This window comes from Agreia sp. Leaf210 (genome assembly GCF_001421485.1).
GTDB lineage: Bacteria > Actinomycetota > Actinomycetes > Actinomycetales > Microbacteriaceae > Agreia.
Genome location: NZ_LMKK01000001.1, coordinates 241499 through 266576, shown reverse-complemented (window position 1 = coordinate 266576; position 25078 = coordinate 241499). Strand labels below are relative to the sequence as shown.

Annotated in this window: 23 protein-coding genes and 1 pseudogene; 21 read left to right on the top strand and 3 right to left on the bottom strand. The window is 66.4% G+C overall.

The features are described 5' to 3' along the window. Positions 1 to 13: 13 nt before the first annotated feature. Both ASE64_RS01260 and ASE64_RS01255 read left to right on the top strand, forming a co-directional pair. A complete protein-coding gene (locus tag ASE64_RS01260) occupies positions 14 to 1564 on the top strand; it encodes an NCS1 family nucleobase:cation symporter-1 (protein WP_055774809.1) in 1551 nt (516 codons plus the stop codon). A 35-nt stretch (positions 1565 to 1599) separates the two neighbouring features. Further along, positions 1600 to 2337 carry an aspartate/glutamate racemase family protein gene (locus ASE64_RS01255; protein WP_055774805.1) on the top strand — a complete coding sequence of 246 codons (738 nt, stop codon included), beginning with the start codon at positions 1600 to 1602 and terminating at the stop codon, positions 2335 to 2337. A 15-nt stretch (positions 2338 to 2352) separates the two neighbouring features. Here ASE64_RS01255 and map read toward each other — a convergent pair whose 3' ends face one another. Next, a complete protein-coding gene (map, locus tag ASE64_RS01250; RefSeq protein ID WP_055774801.1) occupies positions 2353 to 3120 on the bottom strand; it encodes a type I methionyl aminopeptidase in 768 nt (255 codons plus the stop codon). An 84-nt stretch (positions 3121 to 3204) separates the two neighbouring features. On the opposite strand from map, the gene ASE64_RS01245 reads away from it, so the two are divergent. The 9 genes from ASE64_RS01245 (at position 3205) to ASE64_RS01205 (ending at position 10174) form a co-directional block, all read left to right on the top strand. Further along, the gene (locus ASE64_RS01245; protein WP_146077598.1) at positions 3205 to 3708 is read left to right on the top strand and encodes a hypothetical protein; all 504 of its coding nucleotides are present in this window, start codon (positions 3205 to 3207) and stop codon (positions 3706 to 3708) included. Positions 3709 to 3860: 152 nt separating this feature from the next. Further along, complete coding sequence (gene rplS, locus ASE64_RS01240) at positions 3861 to 4211, top strand: 50S ribosomal protein L19 (protein ID WP_044442052.1); 351 nt, start codon at positions 3861 to 3863, stop codon at positions 4209 to 4211. A gap of 101 nt (positions 4212 to 4312) precedes the next feature. Then, positions 4313 to 5059: a signal peptidase I gene (lepB, locus tag ASE64_RS01235; RefSeq protein WP_055774796.1), complete on the top strand. Its 747-nt coding sequence runs from the start codon at positions 4313 to 4315 to the stop codon at positions 5057 to 5059. Beyond that, positions 4972 to 5718: a ribonuclease HII gene (locus tag ASE64_RS01230; protein ID WP_326938932.1), complete on the top strand. Its 747-nt coding sequence runs from the start codon at positions 4972 to 4974 to the stop codon at positions 5716 to 5718. The genes lepB and ASE64_RS01230 overlap by 88 nt, the downstream gene beginning before the upstream one ends. Positions 5719 to 5730: 12 nt before the next feature. Next, positions 5731 to 6054, top strand: a complete 324-nt coding sequence (locus ASE64_RS01225; RefSeq protein WP_044442048.1) for a DUF2469 family protein — start codon at positions 5731 to 5733, stop codon at positions 6052 to 6054. 105 nt (positions 6055 to 6159) lie between these two features. Next, complete coding sequence (locus ASE64_RS01220) at positions 6160 to 6522, top strand: YraN family protein (RefSeq protein WP_055777245.1); 363 nt, start codon at positions 6160 to 6162, stop codon at positions 6520 to 6522. After that, the gene (locus ASE64_RS01215; protein ID WP_055774793.1) at positions 6519 to 8051 is read left to right on the top strand and encodes a YifB family Mg chelatase-like AAA ATPase; all 1533 of its coding nucleotides are present in this window, start codon (positions 6519 to 6521) and stop codon (positions 8049 to 8051) included. Before ASE64_RS01220 ends, ASE64_RS01215 begins: the two co-directional genes overlap by 4 nt. A gap of 29 nt (positions 8052 to 8080) precedes the next feature. Beyond that, the gene (gene dprA / locus ASE64_RS01210; RefSeq protein WP_055777242.1) at positions 8081 to 9298 is read left to right on the top strand and encodes a DNA-processing protein DprA; all 1218 of its coding nucleotides are present in this window, start codon (positions 8081 to 8083) and stop codon (positions 9296 to 9298) included. Between the two features lie 9 nt (positions 9299 to 9307). Beyond that, entirely contained in the window at positions 9308 to 10174 is an 867-nt protein-coding gene (locus ASE64_RS01205) for an SDR family oxidoreductase (RefSeq protein WP_055774790.1), read from the top strand. A gap of 17 nt (positions 10175 to 10191) precedes the next feature. Here ASE64_RS01205 and ASE64_RS01200 read toward each other — a convergent pair whose 3' ends face one another. Then, entirely contained in the window at positions 10192 to 11214 is a 1023-nt protein-coding gene (locus tag ASE64_RS01200) for a LacI family DNA-binding transcriptional regulator (RefSeq protein ID WP_055774787.1), read from the bottom strand. A 195-nt stretch (positions 11215 to 11409) separates the two neighbouring features. On the opposite strand from ASE64_RS01200, the gene ASE64_RS01195 reads away from it, so the two are divergent. The 6 genes from ASE64_RS01195 to ASE64_RS01170 all read left to right on the top strand — a co-directional run bounded on the left by ASE64_RS01195 (position 11410) and on the right by ASE64_RS01170 (position 19747). After that, complete coding sequence (locus tag ASE64_RS01195; RefSeq protein WP_082465825.1) at positions 11410 to 13461, top strand: beta-galactosidase; 2052 nt, start codon at positions 11410 to 11412, stop codon at positions 13459 to 13461. A 3-nt stretch (positions 13462 to 13464) separates the two neighbouring features. Next, positions 13465 to 14370, top strand: coding sequence for a carbohydrate ABC transporter permease (locus ASE64_RS01190; protein ID WP_055774784.1), 906 nt, complete (start codon positions 13465 to 13467; stop codon positions 14368 to 14370). Then, positions 14367 to 15230, top strand: coding sequence for a carbohydrate ABC transporter permease (locus tag ASE64_RS01185; RefSeq protein ID WP_055774781.1), 864 nt, complete (start codon positions 14367 to 14369; stop codon positions 15228 to 15230). The genes ASE64_RS01190 and ASE64_RS01185 overlap by 4 nt, the downstream gene beginning before the upstream one ends. Before the next feature lie 56 nt (positions 15231 to 15286). Beyond that, a complete protein-coding gene (locus ASE64_RS01180) occupies positions 15287 to 16624 on the top strand; it encodes an ABC transporter substrate-binding protein (protein ID WP_055774778.1) in 1338 nt (445 codons plus the stop codon). Positions 16625 to 16626: 2 nt separating this feature from the next. Then, on the top strand, positions 16627 to 18765 hold the full coding sequence (locus tag ASE64_RS01175) for an alpha-galactosidase (RefSeq protein WP_055777237.1): 2139 nt from the start codon (positions 16627 to 16629) through the stop codon (positions 18763 to 18765). A 64-nt stretch (positions 18766 to 18829) separates the two neighbouring features. Then, complete coding sequence (locus ASE64_RS01170) at positions 18830 to 19747, top strand: tyrosine recombinase XerC (RefSeq protein WP_055774775.1); 918 nt, start codon at positions 18830 to 18832, stop codon at positions 19745 to 19747. A gap of 100 nt (positions 19748 to 19847) precedes the next feature. Here ASE64_RS01170 and ASE64_RS17015 read toward each other — a convergent pair. Next, a pseudogene (locus tag ASE64_RS17015) lies at positions 19848 to 20297 on the bottom strand (M23 family metallopeptidase); the annotation flags it as partial. 171 nt (positions 20298 to 20468) lie between these two features. On the opposite strand from ASE64_RS17015, the gene ASE64_RS01160 reads away from it, so the two are divergent. From ASE64_RS01160 to tsf, 4 genes are all read left to right on the top strand, one after another. After that, positions 20469 to 21920 (top strand): sugar porter family MFS transporter, encoded by a 1452-nt coding sequence (locus tag ASE64_RS01160; RefSeq protein ID WP_235480450.1) that lies wholly within the window; start codon positions 20469 to 20471, stop codon positions 21918 to 21920. Positions 21921 to 21929: 9 nt separating this feature from the next. Then, positions 21930 to 22838 carry a phosphodiesterase gene (locus ASE64_RS01155; RefSeq protein WP_055774764.1) on the top strand — a complete coding sequence of 303 codons (909 nt, stop codon included), beginning with the start codon at positions 21930 to 21932 and terminating at the stop codon, positions 22836 to 22838. Positions 22839 to 23093: 255 nt separating this feature from the next. After that, the gene (rpsB, locus tag ASE64_RS01150) at positions 23094 to 24128 is read left to right on the top strand and encodes a 30S ribosomal protein S2 (RefSeq protein ID WP_055774760.1); all 1035 of its coding nucleotides are present in this window, start codon (positions 23094 to 23096) and stop codon (positions 24126 to 24128) included. Positions 24129 to 24179: 51 nt separating this feature from the next. Continuing rightward, positions 24180 to 25007, top strand: coding sequence for a translation elongation factor Ts (tsf, locus tag ASE64_RS01145; protein WP_055774758.1), 828 nt, complete (start codon positions 24180 to 24182; stop codon positions 25005 to 25007). Positions 25008 to 25078: the final 71 nt, after the last annotated feature.

Below are 25078 nucleotides of genomic sequence, written 5' to 3'. Positions count from 1 at the left end.
ACCGGAGAAATCCATGACCGAGGTCATCAACCCCCCTGGCCAGAAGCCCGGCGACGTGCTCGAAGCCGCCGGACTGCCCACGGGCAGCGGCGTCGTCGAAGCGTTCCACGACCCGCGCCTCAGCAACGAGGATCTCGCGCCGCTCAAGAAGCAGACCTGGAGCGCCTACAACTTCTTCGCATTCTGGATGTCCGACGTGCACAGCGTCGGCGGCTACGTCACCGCGGGCAGCCTGTTCGCGCTGGGGCTCGCCAGTTGGCAGGTGCTCGTCTCTCTGCTGGTGGGCATCACGATCGTCTACTTCCTGTGCAACCTCGTCGCGAAACCCAGCCAGCAGTCGGGGGTTCCCTATCCGGTCATCTCGCGAACGGTGTTCGGCGTCCTCGGCGCCAACATCCCCGCGATCATCCGCGGCCTGATCGCGGTGGCCTGGTACGGCATCCAGACCTATCTGGCCTCGGCGGCGCTCGTCGTCGTCGCCCTGAAGCTCTGGCCCGAGCTCGCGGGCATCGCGGATGCCGACACTGTCGGTTTCGCAGGACTGTCGTTGCTCGGCTGGATCGCCTTCCTCATCCTCTGGGTCGCGCAGGCCTTCGTGTTCTGGCGGGGTATGGAGTCCATCCGCAAGTTCATCGACTTCTGCGGGCCGGCCGTCTACGTCGTGATGATCATCCTCGCCGTGTACCTCGTGTCGCAGGCGGGCTGGGAGAACATCGACCTGAACCTCGGTTCGGTGCAGTTCGAGGGCTGGGACGCGGTGCCTGTCATGCTCGGCGCGATCGCGCTCGTCGTGTCGTACTTCTCGGGCCCGATGCTGAACTTCGGCGACTTCTCGCGCTACGGCAAGTCGTACAAGGCCGTCAAGCGTGGAAACCTCCTCGGTCTGCCCCTGAACTTCCTCGTCTTCTCTCTTCTCGTCGTGATCTGCGCCTCGGCCACCGTGCCCGTCTTCGGCACGCTCATCACCGACCCCATCGAGACTGTCGCCCGCATCGACAACGTCTACGCGATCATCCTCGGCGCGCTCACCTTCGCCATCGCGACGGTGGGAATCAACATCGTGGCCAACTTCGTGTCGCCGGCCTTCGACTTCTCGAACGTCGCACCGCAGAAGATCTCGTGGCGCATGGGCGGCATGATCGCCGCGGTCGGTAGCATTCTGATCACGCCCTGGAACCTCTACTCGAGCCCGGAGATCATCCACTACACGCTCGACACGTTGGGCGCCTTCATCGGCCCGCTGTTCGGCGTGCTGATCTGCGACTTCTACATCGTGCGCAAGCAGACGGTCTATGTCGACGACCTCTACTCGATGAGCGAGAAGGGGCGCTACTGGTACAAGAAGGGCTTCAACCCGAACGCGGTCATCGCGACGGCGGTCGGAGCGGTCCTCGCGGCCAGCACCGTCTTCGTTCCCGCTCTTCAGGGCGCGGCGTCGTACGCCTGGTTCATCGGCTGCGGAATCGGACTCGTCGTCTACTGGCTGGCGGAGAAGATCAGTCCTCAGGCCGCTCGCAGCATGCAGGCGGCCGAGGAGCACGAGACCGCCTCGGTCATCCAGTAATCCCACTCGCCGCACCACCGAATGGATACGCCCTCGTGCACATCACCGTGATCAACCCGAACACCACCCGGGCCATGACCGACATGATCGGATCGTGCGCCCGGGGGGTGGCCGGCCCCGGAACGCGTATCAGCGCCGTGAACCCCTCGATGGGCCCGGCATCGATCGAGAGCCACTACGACGAAACGCTGTCGGTTCCCGGTCTGCTTCAAAAGATCGCGGAGGGCGAGCGGGCGGGCTCTGACGGGTACGTCATCGCCTGCTTCGGCGACCCGGGGCTGGATGCCGCTCGCGAGCTCGCGGGCGGCCCGGTCGTCGGAATCGCCGAGGCGGCGATGCACGCGGCCACCCTCCTCGGTCGGAGCTTCAGCGTGGTCACCTCGCTCTCGCGAACGGTGGGGCGCGCACAGGATCTGGTGAGGCACTACGGCTTCGCCGATCGATGCGTGGGCGTCTACGCCTGCGACATCCCCGTTCTGGCGCTCGACGACCCGTCGACCAAAGCGGCGCAGGTGATCATCGAACGGTGCCGGCAGACGGTCGAGCGAGACGACGCCGACTCGATCGTGCTCGGATGCGCCGGGATGGCCGAGCTGTGCAGCTACATCTCGAGCGAGGTCGGCGTTCCCGTCATCGACGGGGTGAGCGTCGCCACCAAGCTCGTGGAGTCGCTCGTCACACTCGGCTACTCCACGTCGAGGCGAGACGAGTTCGCGCGGCCGCTGCCGAAGGCCTACTCCGGGGGACTGTCCGCGTTCGAACTGGTCGACTGAACGCGGAGCGACCGGTTAAGAACGCGCGGTCAGGATCAGCGGGCCGTCCTCGGTGATCGCCACGGTGTGCTCCGAGTGCGCGCCCCGAGAACCGTCGGCGCTGCGCAGGGTCCAGCCATCTTTGTCGGTGACGATCTTGTCGGTCGTCTCGAGGAACCATGGCTCGATCGCGATGACGAGGCCCGCGCGTAGCGGGAGCCCACGGTTCGGGCGGCCGCTGTTCGGAACGTGGGGGTCGCCGTGCATGGTGCGGCCCACCCCGTGTCCGCCGAAGTCGGTGTTCACGAGGTATCCGGCCTCGGCCGCGACCTGGCCGATCGCCGCAGAGATGTCGCCGAGTCGTCCTCCCGGACGAGCCGCCGCGATGCCGGCCTCCAGAGCGCGCTCCGTCGTCTCGATGACGCGGAGGTCTTCCGCGCGGGGCGTGCCGACCACGATCGACACCGCTGAGTCGGAGACCCATCCGTCGACCGATGCCGCGAAGTCGAGACTGAGCAGGTCGCCATCGCGCAGGACGTAGTCGTGGGGGAGGCCGTGCAGCACGGCGTCGTTGACCGACGTGCACAGCACCTTGCCGAAGGGGCTGGCGCCGAACGACGGGTGGTAGTCGATGTAGCACGACTCGGCTCCACGAGACCGGATCATCTCATGTGCGATCGCATCGAGCTTCAGCAGGTTCATGCCGACGGCGGCACGCGATTTCAGTTCGGTGAGCACGTCGGCGACGAAGCGCCCCGCCGCCCGCATCTCGTCGATTTCTGTGGGCGTGCGCAACTCGATCATGTGTCTATTCTGCCCGCTCTCGTGTTCGCCCGAGGCGCACATCATCCCAGCCAATTCCCGAGCTGCCGCGCCTAGCCTGAAGAGGTGATGATTCGTCGGGCTTTCTATTCGGTTCTGTTCCCTGCAGCGGTCCTTCTCCCCGCGTGGCTGCTCGTCGGCAGCGCCATCTTCGGTGGCGGCGCCTGGGAGACCCTGGGGGTTCTCCTCGCCGGCATCGTGCTGTTCGTAGCGCTCGCCGCCATCGCCGGCATCGTCTACGCGCGGCCGGGCGTTCGCGCATCCAAACTCGTCTCGTGGATCGACGTGGCCGTTCTCACCGTGATCTCGGCCGCAGCGATCACCCTCGGCCTCAATACGGCCGCATCGACGATCGCATCCGTTGTTCTGATCGTGGCGGTCATCGGAGGGTTCTGGGCCTCCGTGTGGCAGTTCTTCGTCGAGGCGCGCAAGCGCGTGCAGGATGCATTCGCGTCGTTCGAGGTGCCGCCGACCACCCCCGGTGCCGGATTCCGACCGAATGAGGTGCCCGCGGGCATCCGGAACGACGGCGAGTACATCGTCATCGAGACGAGCCGCGACACTCATTGATTGTGGCGCGGGCGCCGCGTGTGGCAGAATAAACGATTGTGCCTCGGCCCGACTCTGCCACAGGGGAGTCTGCGATAAACGATGGCACCGAAACTCACACTTCTTTTACCCCGTAGTCGACCTGTGGCGGTTGCAGAGAGCGAATCATCATCATGAGCCACATTCTCGATTTCGTCGACGCGGCATCGCTGCGTAGCGACATTCCCGAATTCCGTGCCGGCGACAACGTCAAGGTGCACGTCAACATCGTTGAAGGTACGCGCTCGCGTATCCAGGTCTTCCAGGGCGTCGTCATCGGCCGCTCCGGCGAGGGCGTCCGCGAGACGTTCTGCGTGCGCAAGGTCAGCTTCCAGGTCGGCGTCGAGCGTACCTTCCCGGTGCACTCGCCGGTCATCGACCACATCGAGGTCGTCACCCGCGGTGACGTTCGTCGCGCGAAGCTGTACTACCTGCGTGCCCTTCGCGGCAAGAAGGCCAAGATCAAAGAGAAGCGCGACGCGTAACTCTCGCCTTCGAATCGTCTGACAGCCGAAACGCCGTCGGTCCTCCGATTCACATCCCTGAGCTCCCTGCCCATAAAATGGCAGGGAGCTCAGGCGGTTAAATGACAGAAACGACCATGCCATCGCGTACGTCACGCCGGCACAAGAATTCGCGCAGACAGCGCAGCACGCTGCTGTTCCTCCGCGACATCCTCATCATCTTCCTCGTGGCCGTTCTGGCCTCGGTGCTGATCAAGACCTTCCTCGTGCGGTCGTTCTACATCCCCTCGGGGTCGATGGAGAACACGCTTCAGATCAACGATCGCATTCTGGTGAACCAACTCGAGCCGAACCTCATGCCGATCGAGCGCGGCGACGTCGTCGTCTTCGCCGATCCGGGCGGCTGGCTGCCGGCCACGATCGAACCCGAGAAGGCGCCGGTCGCCGCGGCCCTCGACTGGGTACTCGAGACGGTGGGACTCACCGCGAGTGACGCCAACGACCATCTGATCAAGCGGGTCATCGGCCTGCCCGGTGACCACGTCACGTGCTGCAACGCGCTCGGGCAGATGTCGGTCAACGGTGTTCCACTCGACGAGCCCTACATCAAGCTGCCCGACGGGCAGACGGCCGCCTCCGGAGTCGCCTTCGACGTGACCGTGCCCGAGGGCTCTCTGTGGGTCATGGGAGACAACCGCTACAACTCAAAGGATTCGCGGTTCAACCAGGATCAGCCCGGCAAGGGCTTCGTGCCGATCGACAACGTCGTGGGTCGTGCTCTGTGGATCACCTGGCCGACCGATCGCTGGACATTCCTCGACAACTACTCGGATGTGTTCGCGGGCGTCGAGAGCGAGGGATCGAAATAGCCGTCTCCGACCCGACCCTCACGGTCGAACGCGGCCTGGAGCGCCGTGGCGCGAGCCTCGTCATCGGAATCGATGAGGTCGGCAGGGGAGCGCTCGCCGGCCCTGTCGCCGTGGGCCTCTGCGTGATCCGCGCCAGCAGGCGTGCGCCCATTCCCGCGGGCCTGCGTGACTCGAAGATGCTCTCCGAGTCGGCGCGCGAGCGCATCGCCCCGCTTGCGGCGGAGTGGGCGCTCGACAGCGCCGTCGGGCTCGCGAGCCCGCAGGAGGTCGACGAACTCGGCATCATCGCGTGCCTCGGACTCGCCGCGAAGCGCGGGCTCGGCCTGCTCTATGGCCGCGGGGTGGATGTCGCCGGTTCCGTCATTCTGCTCGACGGCTCCCACGATTGGCTGGCCCCCGCCCTCTCCACGCCTCTGAACGTCGTCACCCGGGTGAAAGCCGACCGTGACTGTGCGTCGGTCGCAGCGGCATCCGTCGTGGCCAAGGTGCACCGCGACCGTCTGATGATCGACCGCCATGTCGACACGCCTCACTACGGCTGGAACAGCAACAAGGGCTACGGAAGCACCGTGCACATGGAGGCAATCGCCAGCCACGGAGCCAGCGACTTCCATCGCCGCAGCTGGCTGAAGGAATCCGCCCTCGTTTCGACGCCGTAGACTGGGCGCACCATGGAAGATGATGAGATCGAGGACTACGACCGCGAAGTCGAACTGGCCCTCTACCGCGAATACCGCGATGTGGTCTCGCAGTTCAAGTACGTGATCGAGACCGAGCGCCGGTTCTATCTGGCCAACGACGTCGAATTGGTTCGCCGCGACACCGAGCACGACTTCTACTTCGAGCTCGTGATGAACGACGTGTGGGTGTGGGATGTCTACCGCTCCGACCGCTTCGTCAAGAGCGTGCGCGTGCTGACCTTCAAAGACGTCAACGTCGAAGAGCTGTCGACGAAGGACTTCGAGCTTCCGAAGGAACTCGCGCTCGACGAGTAGGCGTCTTCTCCTCGGTTGTGCCTGTGGAGAGTGGGTTTCGCCCGTTCTCTCGGTGTGACCTCTGCCGCAGTTCTCGCGCTGCCATCCTCGATGGCGGAGGCGCGAATGAAAGCAAAAGATGCCCTGGGTCGCCGGGGCGAAGACGTGGCGGCGAGCTACCTCGTAGACCAGGGCTTCGACGTTCTCGAACGCAACTGGCGGTGTGAGCACGGAGAGATCGATCTCGTCGGCGTAGACGGGCGCGACACTGTGTTCGTCGAGGTCAAGACGCGATCGTCGACGGCGTTCGGGCACCCCTTCGAGGCGATCACCGACGCGAAGCTGGCACGGTTGCGCCGGCTCGCCTCCGCGTGGTGCGACGCACAGAAAGGCGCACGACCAGGCGTCATCCGCATCGATGCGGTGTCGGTGCTCATCCGAGACGGCGGCATGCCCGTCGTCGAGCACCTCCGCGGGGTCTTCCGATGATCGGTACCACGACGGCGGTGGCGCTGCTGGGGTTGACCGGCCAGATGGTCGAGGTCGAGGCCGACATCACTCCCGGCCTTCCGTCGTTCACCATCATCGGGTTGCCCGATACGGCGCTGTCGAACGCGCGCGAGAGGGTGCGGCACGCCACGAGCAACGCAGGCTGTCCCTTGCCAGCGAGGCGCATCACCGTGAACCTCTCGCCCGCCGCACTGCCGAAGTTCGGCCCGGTCTTCGACCTCGCCATCGCGATGGCGCTGCTGGCGGCCGCACGCAGCATCAGCGCCGAATCGATCGGCCGGGTGGTGCACCTCGGCGAGCTGGGGCTCGACGGCCGGTTGAGGCCGACGAGCGGCATCCTCCCCGCGGTGGCCGCTGCTGCGCGATTGGGGTTCACCCGATTCATGGTGCCCACTGGCAACGCCGATGAAGCGGCCCTCGTGCCCGGCATCACGGTCATTCCCGTCGCCTCCGTCCGTGACGCGGCGATCTATCACGGCAGTACCCTCCAGCCTCAGCCCGTCGACCCGATCCTGCTCGCGAGAGAGAGCGCCACCGAGACCCCGGTGCTCGAACTGGCCGATGTGGTCGGCAATCGCGACGCGACTCAGGCCCTCGTGGTCGCCGCTGCCGGCGGTCACCATCTCTTCATGCTCGGCCCACCCGGCGCGGGCAAGACCATGTTGGCGGCCAGATTACCTGGGTTGCTTCCCGATCTCGGTGCCCTCGAATCGCTCGAGGTCAGTTCGCTTCGCTCGCTCAGCGGCGAGGTCGTCGGCTCGCAGCTCATCACACGCCCGCCGCTCGAGAGCCCGCACCACACGGCGACCGCGGCTGCGCTGGTGGGTGGCGGCTCGCGACAGATCAGACCGGGAGCTGCCGCCCGCGCTTCTCATGGCGTGCTCTTCATCGACGAGGCTCCTGAGTTCAACTCCTCGGTGCTCGACGCGCTGAGACAGCCGATCGAGACGGGCGTCATCAGCATCCATCGAGCGAACGCGGTCGCCTCGTTTCCGGCGACGTTCCAGCTGGTGCTCGCGGCGAATCCGTGTCCGTGCGGCCAGTACGGCGCCCGCGACTCCGAGTGCACCTGCACCCCGAACGCCCGTCGGCGATATCTCGGTCGGATCTCGGGGCCTCTGATGGACCGCATCGACATCCAGTTGCGTGTCCAGCGCATCACCGCGGCAGAACTGCGCATGGCCGACGGTGCCGAGCGACTCGATACGTCTACGGCGCGGGCGACCGTCATCGCGGCGCGGGCTCGGTCGGCGGAGCGGCTCGCGAAGACGCCGTGGAGGGTGAACTCGCAGGTTCCCGGCTCCTGGCTTCGCACGGGACCGCGTCGGCTGCATCGCGCCACCACAGCGTCGCTCGACCGGGCGCTCGAACGAGGAGGACTCACCATGCGCGGATACGACCGGGTGCTGCGCCTGGCATGGACCGTCGCCGATCTCGACTCTGTCGAGTCTCCGACGGCGGAACACGTCGGGCGAGCCCTGTACTTGCGGAAGTCGTTGCAGTCGTGAGCGTGTTCGGGTTGGACTCGCGTCAGGTCATGGGCCTCGCCTCCGCCGTGTCGTCTGGCGCGGACACGGAGGTCGACGAGGCGCTTGCGGCCGAGATCTTCGCCAGAGCATCCTGGACGGGCATCGCCGAGCCGGGCGATTCCGTCGCGGGTGCGCTCGTGTCGTCGTTGGGCGCGGTGGCTGCCCTCACTTCTCTCGTCGATTCATGGACCGTCGATCGAGTCACGGCCGAAGCCGCCAGCACGGGGGCCGACCCGGTCGCCGCGCATGATCTCGCGCTCGCCTTCGAGCGCTGGCGGCCGCGTCTGGTCTCGAGCGCGGTCATTACCGCGCTTAGACAAGCCGCGAGGGTGTCGGCCCGACTTCTTCTTCCGTCAGACAGGAGCTGGCCCTCCGCGGTCGACGACCTCGGCGTGCACGGCCCGATCGCACTCTGGGTGCGGGGTGTCGATGCAGCCTTGGATTCGCTCCCGTCGTCGGTCGCCCTGGTCGGTGCGCGGGCGGCCACGGGTTACGGAGAGCACATGGCGATGGAACTCGGAGCTGGTCTGAGCGACAGGGGAGTTTCTGTGGTGTCGGGCGCCGCCTACGGCATCGACGGCATGGTGCATCGGTCTGTGCTCGCGAGCGGCGGGCTCACGGTCGCGTTCCTCGCCGGCGGTGTCGATCGCTTCTACCCCAGCGGCCACGATGCCCTGCTGGGGCGCATCGCCACCGTCGGTGCCGTCGTCTCCGAGTTGCCCTGCGGTTCGCCGCCGACCAAATGGCGCTTTCTGCAACGCAATCGATTGATAGCAGCGGCGAGTGTCGCGACCGTCGTCGTCGAGGCCGGCCGCCGTTCGGGCTCGCTCAATACCGCGGCGCACGCGGCATCCGTCGGGCGGCCCCTCGGCGCGGTTCCCGGTCCGGTCACGTCTCCGTCGTCGGCGGGGTGCCATCGTCTGATCAGAGAATTCGATGCGGTGTGCGTCACGAGCGTCGACGAGGTGCTGGAGCTCGCGTCGGGCATGGCCGATGGTGCGGCGCAGCCGGAACTCGATATCGGCCTCGACGCGGCATTCGACAGACCACCGCCCGACCACGTGCGTGTGCTCGATGCGCTGAGCGCTCGATCGGCCCGCACGACGAGCGATGTGGCCCGGCGCACCGGCATGTCGATGGGGGCGACGGAAGGCGTGCTGGGCCTGCTCGCACTAGACGGGATGGCGGTCGAGGGCGAGGCCGGGTGGAAGAAAGAGAAACGGTAGCGTGAAGACATGAGCATTGCAGAGTCCCGTACGGACAGTGTCCCGGCGATCGCTGTCACCGGATCGACAGGTCATCTCGGCGGACGAGTGGCGACGGCCATCGCAGAGCGCGGAGAGGCGCAGACGCTGGTGGTGCGAGACGCCAGCCGCGCGCCTCAGCTCGCGGGCGCGCGGGTGCGCCAGGCGAGTTATCGCGACGGCGAGGCGAGTCGGGCCGCTCTCGAGGGGGTGCAGACGCTGTTCATGGTGTCCGCCTCGGAGAGTGCGGACCGCGTCGACGAGCACCGCTCGTTCATCGATGCCGCCGCAGCGGCCGGCGTTCGGCACATCGTGTACACGTCGTTCTTCGGCGCGCACCCCGAGGCTGTGTTCACGCTCGCGCGCGATCACTTCGCGACAGAGCAGCACATCCGAGACTCCGGAATGAGCTTCACGTTTCTGCGCAACAACTTCTACATGGACTTCTTCGCCCTCCTGCCCGGAGAGGACGGCGTGATCCGCGGGCCCGCCGGCAGTGGTCGTGTCTCGGCCGTCAGCAGGGCAGACCTGGCCGATGCCGCACTCGCGGTGCTGAGCGATCCGACGGCGCACAGCGGCGCCGTCTACGAGCTGACAGGCCGCGAGGCGCTGAGCCTCGACGAGGTCGCCCGAATCATCACCCAGAAGACGGGGCGCTCGATCACCTTCCGCGACGAGACGCTGCCCGAGGCCTACGAGTCTCGTGCCGGCTATAGCGCGCCATCGTGGCAGGTCGACGCCTGGGTGTCGACGTATACGGCGATGGCTGACGGCGAACAGGAGCGCATCACCGATGACATCCGAACTCTGACAGGGCACGACCCTCAGACGCTGGCGGAGTTCCTCGACCGATCGTGAGCCTCGGAGGCCGTGTCTCAGGCCGAGTCGCGCCAGACGATGGCCGTCTCGAGGAACGTGCCCGCGGTATCCACCGTCTCGCCCCTGAGCTGAGCCAGCACGCTTTCGGCCGCCCGTCGACCGAGTTGCCCTGCCGGCTGGTGAACCGTCGAGAGCGGGGGCTGTGCCCGGGTCGCCCAGGCGCTGTCGTCGAATCCCACGACGCCCACGTCGGCAGGAACAGACCGGCCGACCTCACGGAGGACATCGAGCACACCGGCCGCCATGGCGTCTGACGCAGCGAAGACGCCGTCGATGTCGGGCGCACGGTCGAGCAGCAGGCGCATGCCGTCGATGCCGCTCGCGTGTGCGTACAGCGGCGTCGTGATCACCAGCTCGGGGTCGAAGGCGTCGCCCATCGCGGCGCGGAAGCCCGCCATGCGGTCCTGTCCGGAGTCGCGGTCGAGGCCCGCGGCGATCATGCCGATTCGACGTCGACCGGTCTCCTTGAGCCGTGTCGTGATCGCCTTGGCGGCGCTGAAGTTGTCGATGCCCACGTAGGGGATGCCTTCGATGTCGACGGGATGACCCACGAAGGCTGCCGCGATACCGAGCTCGGCGACCACCTTTGCTATCGGATCGTGGGCGCGCGCCGACACGATGATCACTCCGTCGACGAACCCGCCGCTGAGGTACTCGGCCACCCTATGACTGTCGCGTTCGGAGTCGATGACGAGCGAGACGAGCTGATAGTCGGCGTCGGACAGGGCGGAGTTGATGCCCAGCAGGATGCTGCCGATGTTGGGGTCTTCGAGAAAGAGCGAGTGAGGTTCGTGCACGACGAGGCCCACCGCGTGAGACTGCCGCGTGGCCAGGTTGCGCGCCGCGCTGTTGCGAACGTAGCCCACCTTCGAGATGGCGTCGGTCACGGCGGAACGCGCGGCCTCCGAGACGTACGCCTCAGAGTTCAGCACCCGAGACACGGTGCCGCGCGAGACGCCCGCGACAGCGGCCACATCGTTGATGGTCGCGCGTGTGGCGGCGGCTCGACGGGCGGTCATATGCCCACTGTACTGGGCTGAAAGTCTGCTGGGTGGTTCGCCATCGGACGACCGGAATTGACACCTCGATATCCGTGCGCATATTCTGGGAGCGTTCCCAGAACCGACCTTCTTTTTTCGTTCGGACAAATCTGGGAGCGTTCCCAGACGGCGCGGCCGCGGGATCGAGCATGAACTGACAATGGAGCCCGTACCGTGAGCGAGACCGCAGTAGCCACCCTGATCGATGGCGACGTCTCCGCGTTCACTTTCGGTTGCGACTACAACCCCGAGCAGTGGAGTCGAGAGACCTGGCTCGAGGACGCCCGCCTGATGAACGAGGCCGGCGTGACCCTGGTGGCGCTGAACATCTTCGGCTGGGCGCAGCTCGAACCCGTGCGGGGCAGCTACGACTTCGACGCGCTCGACACGATCATCCAGATCCTCCACGAGCACGGCATCGGCATCAACCTCGGCACGGCGACGGCCAGCCCGCCGCCGTGGTTCAGCGCCGACTACCCCGAATCGTTGCCCATGATGGCCGACGGCACGACGCGCGAATTCGGCGGACGCCAGGCGTTCTGCCCGAGCTCTCCCGCCTACCGGGAGCACGCGCTCGCGCTCGTCGAGAAGATCGCCGAGCGCTACGGCGCGCATCCGGCCGTGCGTCTGTGGCACGTCTCCAACGAGATCGGATGTCACAACGCGCACTGCTATTGCGCCATCTCCTCCGTCGCCTTCCGTGGTTGGCTCGAGGAGCGCTACGGCAGCATCGACGAGCTGAACGCCGCATGGGGCACCTCGTTCTGGAGCCAGCGCTACGCGTCGTGGGAGCACATCCGCACGCCCCGGCTGACGGTATCGACCGGAAATCCGGGCCAGGCGCTCGACTTCATGCGATTCAGCTCGGATGAACTGCTGGCCCACTACAAGGCAGAGCAGGCGATCCTCCGCAAGCACAGCTCGGCGCCGATCACGACGAACTTCATGGTCACGGCGCACATCCGCAATCAGGACTACTGGGCCTGGGCGCCTCACATGGATGTCATCGCCAACGACCACTACCTCGACCATCGTCTGGGCGACCCGCGATCAGAGCTGTCGTTCGCGGCGGATGCGACGCGCGGCCTGGCCGGCGGACGCCCGTGGATGCTCATGGAGCAGGCGACTTCGGCGGTCAACTGGCAGCCCCTCAATATCGCCAAGGCGCCCGGCGAGATGATCCGCAACACCCTCAGCCACGTCGCCCGCGGCGCCGATGGCATCAGCTTCTTCCAGTGGAGGGCCTCGCTGCAGGGCAGCGAGAAGTTCCACTCGGCGATGCTGCCCCATGCGGGAACGGATTCGATGCTCTGGCGCGAGGTCGTCGAGCTGGGGGACATCCTGGCGAAACTGGCCGAGGTGACCGGCAGCGTCGTCGACGCCGACGTGGCCATCGTCTTCGACTGGCAGGCCTGGTGGGCCACCGACCTCGACTCGCATCCGTCGGTCGAGGTGCGCTACCTGGCCCAGGTGCACGCCGCATACAACGCACTCCTCGGCGCGGGCATCACGGTCGACATCGTGGCCCCGGGCGCTCCCGTCGACAGCTACGCGCTCGTCGTCGTTCCGAGCCTCTACAGCGTCACGGATGCCGCGGCTCAGGTTCTCGCCGACTACGTGGCGGCCGGTGGGCACGCCGTCGTGACCTTCTTCAGCGGAATCGTCGACGAGCACGACCGGGTGCGCGCCGGCGGCTATCCCGGCGCCTTCCGCGAACTCCTCGGCGTGCGGAGCGAGGAGTTCGTTCCGCTTCACCCGTCGACCGTTCTCGAACTGAGCGATGGACAGAGTGCGCGCCTGTGGTCGGAGCGACTGCGCCTCGAGGGCGCAGAGGCTGTCTCCGTCTTCACGAACGGGCCCGTTCCCGGTGTCGCCGCCGTCACCCGCAACGCGTTCGGCGACGGGGTCGCCTGGTACCTCGCGACGGCCCTCGACGAGGAGTCCCTCGCCACGACGCTCGTTCGCGCCGCCAGAGACGCCGGCGTCGCGGTGACCGCGGGCCACCCGGCCGGGGTGGAGATCGTGCGTCGGGTCGGAGAATCCGGCAGCTGGGTCTTCATCATCAACCACACGAATGCCGCGTTCGAGTACCGAACGCAGGGCACCGAGATCCTCACGGGCGCCGAGATCGGCCTGCCCGCGTCAGCTACGAACGAGACCGCGCGGATCGGCACGCTCGACGTGCCGGCCGGCACGGTGCGCGTCGTGAGAGAGAGCAGGAACTAAGAAGTGACGACCACCTCGGTGCCGCGGCTGAAAGCCCGCCGCACGCCCGTCAAGCACAAGAGGGCGATTGCGATCTTCCTCGCTCCCTTCGCCGTGCTCTTCGCCGCGTTCTACCTGTTGCCGATCGGCTGGGCGATCGGCCAGTCCCTGCTCGTCGTCGAGCGCGACGGTACGTTCGGCAAGCCCGTCGAGGTGTTCGGCGGCCTCACCCAGTACATCCTGGTGTTCCAGAACGAGGCGTTCTGGGCATCCGTCGGCCGCGTCGCGCTCTTCGGCGTGGTGCAGGTGCCGGTGATGCTCGGGTTCGCGCTGGTGCTCGCGCTGCTGCTCGACTCGCCACTCGTGAAGGGCAAGAAGTTCTTCCGGCTGGCCTTCTTCGTGCCGTATGCCGTTCCCGGCGTCATCGCGGCCATCATGTGGGGCTACCTCTACTCGCCGAACCTCTCGCCCTTCGCCGCCTTCACGTCGGGCTTCGACCTGCTGGCGCCCGAGACGGTGCTCTGGTCGATCGCGAACGTGGTCACGTGGGTCTACGTCGGCTACAACATGCTCATCATCTACTCGGCGTTGCTCGCTCTGCCCACCGAGATCTTCGAGGCGGCCAGGCTCGACGGCGCGAACCAGCTGCAGATCGCCCTCTCGATCAAGATCCCGCTCGTGATGCCGGCGATCGTGCTCACCGCGATCTTCTCGATCATCGGAACGCTCCAGTTGCTCGCCGAGCCGCAGGTGTTCCGCAGCTTCACCTCGTCGGTGTCGAGCACCTTCACGCCCAACATCGCGGTCTACACGACCTCCGCCGTTCCGAACGTGAGCCTGGCCGCCGCGATGAGCGTGGTTCTGGCCATCGCGACCTTCGTCATGTCGTTCGTCTTCTTGAAATTCACCCAGCGTAAGGGCGACAAATGAGCCAGATTTCTGCCGGAGCTCCCAAAGAGAAGCTCGCGTCGCGCACCGCGGCCATGATCGTGATGGGCGTCTCGACGCTCTACTTCCTGGTGCCGATCTGGTGGCTGTTCATCGGCTCGACCAAGTCGCGCGAGCAGTTCTCGAGCACGGCCGGTCTGTGGTTCGCCGACTTCAACCTGTTCACCAACATCGGCGACCTGTTCGCCTACAACGACGGCGTCTACCTCCGCTGGATGCTGAACAGCATCATCTACGCGAGCTTCGGAGCGCTGCTCGGAACGCTCTTCGCCGCGATGTGCGGCTACGCGCTCGCCAAGTACCGGTTTCCCGGCCGAGAGCTGATCTTCAACACCGTGCTCGGCGGTGTCCTCGTTCCGGCCACCGCGCTGGCGTTGCCGCTGTTCCTGATCTTCAGCCAGTTCAACGCGACCAACACGTTCTGGTCGGTGTTCCTGCCGAGCATCGTGAGCCCGTTCGGCGTATACCTCGCTCGCATCTTCGCCGCGGCGAGTGTGCCGGACGAGCTGCTCGAAGCCGCGCGGCTCGATGGCGCGGGCGAGGTGCGCACCTTCTTCTCCGTTTCGCGCCGCCTCATGACCCCGGCGCTCGTCACGATCTTCCTCTTCCAGTTCGTGGCCATCTGGAACAACTTCTTCCTGCCGCTCATCATGCTGCGCGACCAGACGCTGTTCCCCGTCACCCTCGGCCTCTACACCTGGAACTCGCAGGTCAACCAGATCCCCGAGATCCGCACTTTCGTCATCATCGGGGCCTTCCTGTCGATCATCCCGCTGATCATCGCCTTCCTCAGCCTCCAGCGCTTCTGGCGCGGAGGGCTGGGGGCCGGCAGCGTCAAGTAGCCGCTGCCACCCGCACGACCCCTCACCACAGAACCGCACAGTCAAAGGAAGAGAAAATGCATATCAAAAACAGCAAGCGCATCGTGGCGCTCGGTGTTCTCGCGGCTATCAGCCTCACGGGATGCGCCGCAGGCGGCAGCGGCGGAAGCGCCGGTGGCAGCGACGCCGCCGCGTGCGCTCCGAGCGACGGCAAGGTCGAACTGAGCTACACGTCGTGGATCCCCGGAATCGATAAGGTCGTCGACATCTGGAACAAGGAGAACCCCGACATCCAGGTCACCGTCCAGACGGGCCCGAACGGCAACGGCGGCACCTACAAGAACTTCTTCAACCAGCTGAGTGCCGGCAACGCCCCCGACCTCGGCCAGATCGAGTACGACGCTCTGCCGAACTTCCGCGTGCAGGACGGCCTCACGAACATCGCGTCGTGCAAGAACGTCACCGAGAGCAAAGACGACTTCATCGACTGGACCTGGAACCAGGTGACCTTCGGAGAGAAGGACTCGGTCTACGCGATCCCGCAGGACACCGGCCCCATGGCCATGTACTACCGCAAGGATCTGTTCGAGAAGGCCGGTATCGCCGTGCCGACCACCTGGGACGAGTACGCCGAGGCCGCGAAGACCATCCGCACGCAGGGCGGCTACATCACCAACTTCCCGCAGAACGACGTGAACTGGTTCGCCGGTCTCGTCTGGCAGGCAGACGGTCGTTGGTTCTCGAACGACGGTGACAAATGGGACGTCACCCTCACCTCGCCCGAGTCCGAGAAGGTCGCCGACTACTGGCAGGGCCTCATCTCCACCGACCTCGTCTCCAAGGTTCCGGCCTGGACCGACGAGTGGAACAACGCCTACAACACGGGCAGCGACTGGACCTGGATCTCGGCCGTCTGGGGAGCCAACTCGATCTCGAGCGGCGCCCCTGACACATCCGGCAACTGGGCCGTTGCGCCGATGCCGCAGTGGAAGGCCGGCGAGAACAAGGCAGGCAACTGGGGCGGTTCGTCCACGGCCGTGCTCAAGGGCTCGAAGCACCCCTACGAGGCGGCGCAGTTCGCTCTCTGGCTCAACACCTCCGACGAGGCCCTCACGGCTCTGAACAAGGAAGCCAATCTCTACCCCGCGACGAAGGCCGGACTCAAGCTGCCCGTGCTCGGCGACGGCGTCGACTTCTACGGCGGACAGAAGATCTACGACACGTTCGCGACCGCGGCGAACGAGACCAACTCCGACTTCGTCTGGGGTCCCACGATGACGCAGACCTACGGTGACGTCGCAGACGGCTTCGGTGAGGTGCTGGGTGGCACCGGCACGCTGACCGACGCGTTGAAGACGGGTCAGAAGAAGACCATCGACGCCCTCGACGCGGCTGCGATCCCCGTCAACAAGTGAGCATGATCCACCACCTCCGTGCCGCGGGCACCAGCTTCGTGCTGGACGCCCGCGGCACGGCCGTGCCCGCCGTTATTCATTTCGGGGCCGATCTGGGCGAACTCGACCAGCACGCCCTGCAGAACCTCGCCGAGGCGCAGAGACCGGCCATCGGCCCCAGCTCCATCGACTCGCCTCTCACGCAGCGGATCGTTCCCCTGATGGCCGACGGGTGGTCGGGCAGGCCCGGCCTCGCCGGCTATCACGAAGGCACGCCGATCTCCACACTCGGCGTGCAGCACACGGCGTCGCTCCGCCTCAGAGAGACGCGGCACGCAGGCCTCAATCTCTCCCTCGTTCTCGAGACGATCCCGCCGGTCGTCGGCGAACCGGATGCAACGGCTCTCGTCGCCGAGATCGACATCGAGATGTCGGCGCAGGGTGTCGTGCGCCAGCGGCTCAGCGTGCGCAACGAGGGATCGAGCGTGTATTCGCTGGCCTCCCTCGACGCCACCCTTCCTGTGCCCGCGAGGGCGCGAGAGCTGCTCGACTTCACCGGTCGCTGGCCCCGGGAACGTCAACCGCAACGCCACGATCTCGGCGTGGGAACGTGGACCAGAGACAGCCGGCACGGCAGGCCCGGCCACGACGCGGCATTCCTGCTCGTAGCCGGCACCCCGGGCTTCGGTTTTCGGCACGGAGAGATCTGGGGTTCTCATCTCGCCTGGAGCGGTGACCAGCGTCTGTGGGCGGAGGCATCGGCCACCGGCCACTCTCTCGTGGGCGCCGGCGAACTCATCGAACCGGGAGAAGTGCGCCTGGCCACGGGGGAGACCTACCGCTCTCCCTGGCTCGTCTCCGCGTGGTCGGCGAACGGTCTCGACGGCCTCGCCGAGCGCCTTCACGGCTTTCTCCGCTCGAAGCGCCCCCTCGGCGAGCGCAAGCTCATGCTGAACACATGGGAGGCCGTGTACTTCGACCACGATCTCGCGAAGCTGACCCGCTTGGCCGAGACGGCCGCCAGCGTGGGCGTGGAGCGCTTCGTGCTCGACGACGGCTGGATGACGGGCCGCACCGACGACCGACGTGCGCTCGGAGACTGGGTCGTCGACGCATCCAAGTGGCCCGACGGGCTGCACACCCTGATCGAGAGAGTCCACGGACTCGGCATGGACTTCGGCCTGTGGGTCGAGCCCGAGATGGTGAGCGTCGACTCCGACGTGTTCCGCGCCCACCCCGAGTGGGTGCTGTCGGCCGGGAACGCCGAGCTGCCGCAATCGTGGCGCTTTCAGCAGGCGCTCGACCTGTCGAACCCGGAGGCCTTCGCGCACGTGCTCGGCCAGCTCTCCGCTCTTCTCGACGAGTACCCGATCGCCTATCTGAAGTGGGATCAGAACCGCGACCTGCTCGGCGGCTCGGCCCACCGACAGACGCTCGCCTGCTATCGGCTCATGGACGCGCTTCGAGCGCAGCATCCGACGCTCGAGATCGAGTCGTGTTCGTCGGGCGGCGCACGTGTCGACCTCGGCGTGCTGGAGCGCACCGACCGCGTCTGGCCGAGCGACACCAACGACTCGCTGGAGCGTCAGTCGATCTACCGTTACACGGCGGGTCTCGTGCCGCCGGAGTTCCTCGGCGTGCACCTCGGTGCCCCGACCGCGCACACGACCGGTCGCAGCCACGAGCTCAGCTTCCGGCTCGCGACCGCACTGTTCGGCCACGCCGGTATCGAGTGGGATCTGACGACCGCCAGCGAGACAGAGCTCGACGCCATCCGCGTCTGGGCCTCGCTCTATCGCGAGCAGCGGGCGCTTCTGCACTCGGGCGTGCTGGTGCGAGCAGATGACGTCGATCCGGCCCGTCAGCTGCACGGCATCGTGGCGGCGGATGCGATGGCCGCGATCTTCTCGATCGTCACGGTCGCCGCGACTCGCGACTCGGCCGTGGCGCCGGTGAGGTTCCCCGGTCTGCACCCGGATCTCGTGTACCGGGTTCGGGCGGTGAAGCTCGGCGAGTGGCCCCGCGTCCTGCAGGATGCTCCGCCTCCCTGGTGGGTTCACGGCGGCGTCACCCTGTCGGGTCGTGTTCTCGGCGAGCTCGGTCTGACCATGCCGTTGCTCCTGCCCGAGCAGGCGCTCGTTCTGCACCTGGCGGCCGTCTGACAATCGGCGTGCTGCAGCGGGTGGCCTGCGCGCGAATCCGTGCCGAAGGCGGCATGCTGAAGGCATGCAGCTGGAACGCGCGATCGACGACTTCGTGTCGTATCTCGTGGGCGAGCGCGGCTACTCGCCGCATACCGTGCGTGCATACCGCTCGGATCTCGCCGCGCTGGCCTCCTTCGCCGTACTCAAGACGATCGACGACACCGACGAGCTGACGCTCGAGGTCTACCGGGACTGGCTGTGGGCCGCCTCGCAGTCCGGGCTCTCGAAGGCCACCCTGGCGAGGCGGTCGGCCACGGCCAAGAGCTTCTCGGCCTGGCTCTCTCGCTCGACGGAGAAGACCACCGACGCCGCCTCGAGGCTTCGGGCGCCCAAACCCGATCGCAGTCTTCCCCGCGTTCTCTCGAGAGAGGCGATGGACACGGTGCTCGACTCCCTGGCGGCTCGCGCCGTCGATGGTGAGCCGGTCGCTCTTCGCGACCTGGCCATCGTCGAGCTGCTCTACGCATCGGCGCTGCGCGTCTCCGAACTCGTGGGCATCGATACCGGCGATCTCGATCTCGATCGACGCACGGTGCGCGTCTTGGGAAAGGGCAGCAAGGAACGCGTCGTTCCCTTCGGCCAGCCCGCTCATCTCGCCGTGGCCGACTATCTGCAGCGAGGGCGGCCCGCGCTGGCGGCGCGAGCGAGCGACGGCGCCGCTTCGTCGGCCGTCTATCTCGGTGCTCGCGGAGCGCGCCTCGGTGCTCGTTCGGTCTACGCGATCGTCTCGAAACTGCTGCTGGATGTTCCGGGCTCGGGCCCGGAGGGGCCTCACGCATTCAGACACACGGCAGCGACCCACCTGCTCGACGGCGGTGCGGATCTGCGGGCCGTGCAGGAGATGCTCGGTCACGCGAGCCTCGGCACGACCCAGATCTACACCCACGTGACGACCGAGAGGCTGCGCGAGACCTACCGTCAGGCGCACCCGCGGGCCTGACCCGCGGCATCCGCTGGTCGACCCCGCCGACGTCGACGCGCGACACCGGCAGCAGCACCGCTCTGGGGCGTGCTTCGAGCAGCAGAAGGGGCGAGATGTACCGGCCGTCGTGCCGAACGCCGAAGTGCAGGCACGATTCGGCGCAGTGCATCGTGGAGGCCACCGTGCCGATCTGTTGTCCGCGAGTCACCCGGTCGCCCTTCTTGAGCGTGCTCTCGACCGGTTCGTAGCTCGAGATCAGATCTCCTGAGTGAGCGATCGACAGGACCGAACGATCCACCACGCGTCCGGAGAAGTGAACGGTTCCTGCTTCGGGTGCGACGACGACCGTGCCCGGAGGCGCCGCGAGATCGATGCCACGATGACCGGGGGAGTAGTCGTCGACGGGTTGCTGCCACTCTCGGACGATGACGTGGGGCTGGCCGAGGGGCCAATCCCAGGCAGGTGCGGCGGAGATCGGCGACGACGCGACGAGCGCCTGGACGACGATGACCGGCGCGAGAAGGACCGCGCGCTGTCGTAAAAGGAGGTGACTACCGAACCGACGCATGCAGTCCAGCCTGTCAAGGGGGACACCAAGGACAGGCAGGATGCCCCGAACGGGGGAGAGTTCGTGCCAAGATCGTTCTGTTAGGGACAGCGTCGTGACGCGCGCACTGTCGGTCACAAGAGGGAGCAGATCATGGCAACCAGCGGGGGCGCAGGGCAAACGGAGACCGACGTGAAAACCGATAAGAAGCTCAGGCGCAAGGTCATCGCGCTCGCGGCCGCCGGAGCCATCGGCGGCTTCCTCTTCGGATTCGATTCCTCCGTCGTCAACGGCGCGGTCGACGCGATCCAAGACGAATTCAGCCTCACGGCGGCCTTCACCGGCTTCGCCGTCGCATCCGCTCTTCTCGGCTGTGCCGTCGGCGCCTACGTCGCCGGTCGCCTCGCCGATCGTCTCGGCCGCATCCCGGTCATGCTCATCGGCGCCGTGCTCTTCCTGGTGAGCTCGCTCGGCTCCGGCTTCGCCTTCGCCGCGTGGGATCTCACCATCTGGCGCCTCGTCGGCGGTCTCGGCATCGGTATCGCCTCCGTCATCGCCCCGGCCTACATCTCCGAGATCGCCCCGAAGGCGATCCGAGGCAGCCTCGCCTCGCTGCAGCAGCTCGCGATCACCATCGGTATCTTCACCGCGTTGCTCTCTGACGCCATCCTGGCCAATGTCGCCGGGGGCGCGAGCGAGGTCTTCTTCCTGGGTCTCGACGCCTGGCGGTGGATGTTCCTCGTATGCGCCGTGCCCGCCATCGTCTACGGCCTCGTCGCTCTCAAGCTGCCCGAGTCGCCCCGCTATCTGCTGATGACCGACAAGAAAGAGAAGGCCACGAAGGTGCTGGCCTCGATCACGCCGGCCAACCAGCTCGACAAGGCCGTCGCAGACATCGAAGCCGGTATTCGCGAAGACGCGGCCAATGCCGACAAGGGCTCTCTGCGAGGAAAGCGTTTCGGCCTTCTGCCCATCGTCTGGGTGGGCATCATCCTCTCGATGCTGCAGCAGCTCGTGGGTATCAACGTGATCTTCTACTACTCGACCACCCTGTGGTCGAGCGTGGGCTTCAAAGAGAGCGACTCTCTCACCATCTCGGTCATCACGTCGGTCACGAACGTGGCCGTCACCTTCGTCGCCATTTTCCTCGTCGACAAGGTCGGTCGACGGCCCATCCTGCTCTTCGGCTCTGTCGGTATGGCGGTCGCCCTCGGTTCGATGACGCTGGCGTTCAGCCAGGCGCAACTCGTCGACGGCAAGCCCAGCCTCGAGGGAGCGTGGGGAATCATCGCTCTCGTCGGTGCCAACCTCTTCGTCGTCGCTTTCGGTGCCTCCTGGGGCCCGCTGGTCTGGGTGCTTCTCGGCGAGATCTTCCCGACTCGCATCCGTGGTCGTGCTCTCGGAGTGGCCGCGGCCGCCCAGTGGCTCACGAACTTCGCCGTCACCATGACGTTCCCGATCATCTCGCAGGACGTCTCGTTGACCCTGGCCTACGGTCTCTATGCCGCGTTCGCCGTGCTGTCGTTCTTCTTCGTCTTCTTCAAGATCCCCGAGACGAAGGGCGTCGCCCTCGAAGAGACGGGAAGCCTGAGCGTCGTGCGCGGGCGTCGGCGCGAGAAAGACGGAGTCGGCGGCGCCAAATAGGCTGCCTCCATGCAGCTCGGTCAATACCCTCCAGCCGATCATGTGCTGGCGCACATCAGCGACACCCATTTTCTGGGCGGTGGCAGGCCCTTGTACGGCAGTATCGACACCGACGCCACGCTGTCGGCGGCGATGGCCGCACTCGAGGCCTCTCGCATCGACATCGATGCGCTGGTGTTCACCGGTGACATCGCCGACCTGGGCGAACCGGATGCGTATGACCGGGTTCGCGCGATCGTCGAGCCGGCGGCCGCGCGCATGGGCGCCGAGATCTTGTGGGTCATGGGCAACCACGACGACAGGTCGGCCTTTCGAGCCGGGCTCCTCGACGCGGGCGACGGCGACGTCTCGCACGACGCGACCCCCATCGATCGCGTGGTCGATCTCGACGGGCTGAGAGTCATCACCCTCGACACATCGGTTCCGGGCTACCACCACGGCGAGCTGGCCTCCGAGCAACTCGACTGGCTCCGCGAGCAGCTGTCGGTCGCCGCTCCGCACGGCACACTCCTCGCACTGCACCATCCTCCGATTCCGAGCCCCGTGGCCTACATGCAGGTTCTCGAGTTGCAGCGGCAGCACGAGCTGGCCGATGTCGTCCGAGGCAGCGACATCCGGGCGATCCTGGGCGGGCACCTCCACTATTCGACCCATGGCCTGTTCGCCGGTATTCCCGTGGCCGTCGCCGCGGCGACCTGCTACACCATGGACGTCACGGCGCCGGAGTCGACGCTGGTGGGTCGAGCTGGTGGCCAGTCGATCACTCTCGTGCACGTCTATGCCGATCAGGTGGTCCACTCGATCGTGCCGCTCGGCGATTTTCCCGTCGTCGCCCGCTTCGACAGCGACTTCACGCGCAGGCTCGAGGCTGCCGATCCGGTCGAATTGCGCGAGTACTACGCCAAGCAACAGGGGTGATATAGTTTCCGGAGCACCTCGATCCGTCGGGGTGACTACGCGTGCCCGCTGACTTTTTGTCACGACTCCACTCGGTCCTCCCCTCTCCCTCCTGCTCTGCAGGAGTGTGTGATCGGTGGTCGGAGGCGTGCTGGGCACCAGGAACCGTCGCCAACAGGTCGACGGTAAGAAACCGATTGACGTGTGCCTGTGGCGCGAACAGTTCGTGATGAACTGCGACCTGCGCAGCCGCCGTCGAAGAACAGGAGACGGCTCATGGCCGTTGTAACCATTCGCCAGCTGCTCGACAGCGGCGTTCACTTTGGACACCAGACCCGTCGTTGGAACCCGAAGATGAAGCGATTCATCCTCACGGAGCGCTCGGGCAGCCACATCATCGACCTGCAGCAGTCGCTGGTGCACATCGACAAGACGTACGACTACGTCAAAGAGACCGTCGCCCACGGCGGAACGGTCCTCTTCGTCGGAACCAAGAAGCAGGCTCAGGGCTCCATCGCCGAGCAGGCTCAGCGCGTCGGCCAGCCCTACGTCAACCAGCGTTGGCTCGGTGGCCTCCTCACCAACTTCCAGACGGTCTCCAAGCGTCTCGCACGTATGAAGGAACTCGAAGAGGTCGACTTCGACGACACCACGCGCGGCTACACGAAGAAAGAGCTCCTGATTCAGAAGCGCGAGCTCGTCAAGCTGCAGAAGAGCCTCGGCGGTATCCGCAACCTCACGAAGACGCCGTCGGCGATCTGGATCGTCGACACCAAGAAGGAGCACCTCGCCATCGACGAGGCGCACAAGCTCGGTATCCCCGTCATCGCGATCCTCGACACCAACTGCGACCCCGACGACGTGCAGTACCCGATCCCGGGCAACGACGACGCGATCCGCTCCGTGGGCCTGCTCACGCGCATCATCGCCGACGCCGCCGCCGAGGGCCTGATCCAGCGTCACCAGAAGCCCGAAGAGGCCGGCAACGTCTCGGCCGTCGAGCCCCTGGCCGAGTGGGAGCGCGAGCTCCTCCAGGCGTCGGAGAACCCGTCGACCGAGTCCGAGAAGATCGAGGCCGTCGACGGTCTCGTCGAGAACGCTGTCGAGTCCGACGCCACGAAGGCCGCTGTCGCCGACGTCATCGCTGCGGAGACGCCCACCGAAGAGAACGACGCAGACGCCGTCGTCGCCGAGCACGAGGCCGCCGCAGACGCGTCGATCGTTCCCGAGCACGCCGTCGAGTCCGACGCCGCGACCGAGGCCCGCCTCGAGGCCGAGGCTACCGACGCCGAGAAGACCCCCGCGAAGTAGTTCGCGCCTTCCTCGATATCTCACCTCTTTAGTCAAGTAAGGAAGCACACCATGGCAGATTTCAGCCTGGCTGACCTCAAGACCCTGCGCGAGCGCCTCGGCACCGGCATGGTCGACAGCAAGAACGCACTCGTCGAAGCCGGCGGCGACCTCGAGAAGGCGACGGAGATCCTTCGCCTCAAGGGTGCCAAGTCGAACGCGAAGCGCGCCGACCGCTCCACCAGCGAAGGCCTCGTCGCGGCCAAGGAGAGCGGCAACACCGCGACCCTGATCGAGCTCGCCAGCGAGACCGACTTCGTTGCGAAGAACGACAAGTTCGTCGCTCTGGCCGACGCCGTCCTCGACGCGTCCGTCGCGGCCGGTGCCACCTCGGTCGAGGAGGCCCTCGCGGCTCCCGCGGCCGGTGGAACCGTCGCCGACCTGATCAGCAACGAGGCGGCGATCCTCGGAGAGAAGATCGAGCTCCGTCGTCTCGCCGTCGTGACCGGCGACGCGTTCGCGATCTACCTGCACAAGACCTCGAAGGATCTGCCCCCGCAGGTCGGCGTGGTCGTGGGCTACACGGGCTCGGATGCCGACACGGCTCGATCGATCGCTCAGCACATCTCGTTCGCCAACCCGGAATTCCTCGCTCGCGAGGACGTACCTGCCGAGGCTGTCGAGAACGAGCGTCGCATCGTCGAGGAGATCTCGCGTGGCGAGGGCAAGCCTGAGGCCGCCCTGCCGAAGATCATCGAGGGTCGCCTCGGTGCCTACTACAAGCAGGTCGCCCTGCTCGAGCAGGACTACGCGAAGGACAACAAGCAGCAGGTCAAGAAGGTGCTCGCCGACGCCGATATCACCGTCTCCGGCTTCGCGCGCTTCAAGGTCGGCGCGTAACACCACGACGTCCGTTTCGACCGAAGGCCCATCCCTTGTGGGGGATGGGCCTTCGGCTGTTAAGTAGGATC

Excerpts from the sequence above, each read along its gene's own strand:
- tsf (WP_055774758.1), top strand. The coding sequence starts at position 24,180 with ATGGCAGATTTCAGCCTGGCTGACCTCAAGACCCTGCGCGAGCGCCTC.
- ASE64_RS01220 (WP_055777245.1), top strand. The coding sequence starts at position 6,160 with ATGAAAGCAAAAGATGCCCTGGGTCGCCGGGGCGAAGACGTGGCGGCG.
- map (WP_055774801.1), bottom strand. The coding sequence starts at position 3,120 with ATGATCGAGTTGCGCACGCCCACAGAAATCGACGAGATGCGGGCGGCG.
- ASE64_RS01215 (WP_055774793.1), top strand. The coding sequence starts at position 6,519 with ATGATCGGTACCACGACGGCGGTGGCGCTGCTGGGGTTGACCGGCCAG.
- ASE64_RS01180 (WP_055774778.1), top strand. The coding sequence starts at position 15,287 with ATGCATATCAAAAACAGCAAGCGCATCGTGGCGCTCGGTGTTCTCGCG.
- ASE64_RS01200 (WP_055774787.1), bottom strand. The coding sequence starts at position 11,214 with ATGACCGCCCGTCGAGCCGCCGCCACACGCGCGACCATCAACGATGTG.
- ASE64_RS01175 (WP_055777237.1), top strand. The coding sequence starts at position 16,627 with ATGATCCACCACCTCCGTGCCGCGGGCACCAGCTTCGTGCTGGACGCC.
- ASE64_RS01260 (WP_055774809.1), top strand. The coding sequence starts at position 14 with ATGACCGAGGTCATCAACCCCCCTGGCCAGAAGCCCGGCGACGTGCTC.
- ASE64_RS01170 (WP_055774775.1), top strand. The coding sequence starts at position 18,830 with ATGCAGCTGGAACGCGCGATCGACGACTTCGTGTCGTATCTCGTGGGC.
- ASE64_RS01155 (WP_055774764.1), top strand. The coding sequence starts at position 21,930 with ATGCAGCTCGGTCAATACCCTCCAGCCGATCATGTGCTGGCGCACATC.
- rplS (WP_044442052.1), top strand. The coding sequence starts at position 3,861 with ATGAGCCACATTCTCGATTTCGTCGACGCGGCATCGCTGCGTAGCGAC.
- rpsB (WP_055774760.1), top strand. The coding sequence starts at position 23,094 with ATGGCCGTTGTAACCATTCGCCAGCTGCTCGACAGCGGCGTTCACTTT.
- ASE64_RS01205 (WP_055774790.1), top strand. The coding sequence starts at position 9,308 with ATGAGCATTGCAGAGTCCCGTACGGACAGTGTCCCGGCGATCGCTGTC.
- dprA (WP_055777242.1), top strand. The coding sequence starts at position 8,081 with ATGGGCCTCGCCTCCGCCGTGTCGTCTGGCGCGGACACGGAGGTCGAC.
- lepB (WP_055774796.1), top strand. The coding sequence starts at position 4,313 with ATGACAGAAACGACCATGCCATCGCGTACGTCACGCCGGCACAAGAAT.
- ASE64_RS01225 (WP_044442048.1), top strand. The coding sequence starts at position 5,731 with ATGGAAGATGATGAGATCGAGGACTACGACCGCGAAGTCGAACTGGCC.
- ASE64_RS01185 (WP_055774781.1), top strand. The coding sequence starts at position 14,367 with ATGAGCCAGATTTCTGCCGGAGCTCCCAAAGAGAAGCTCGCGTCGCGC.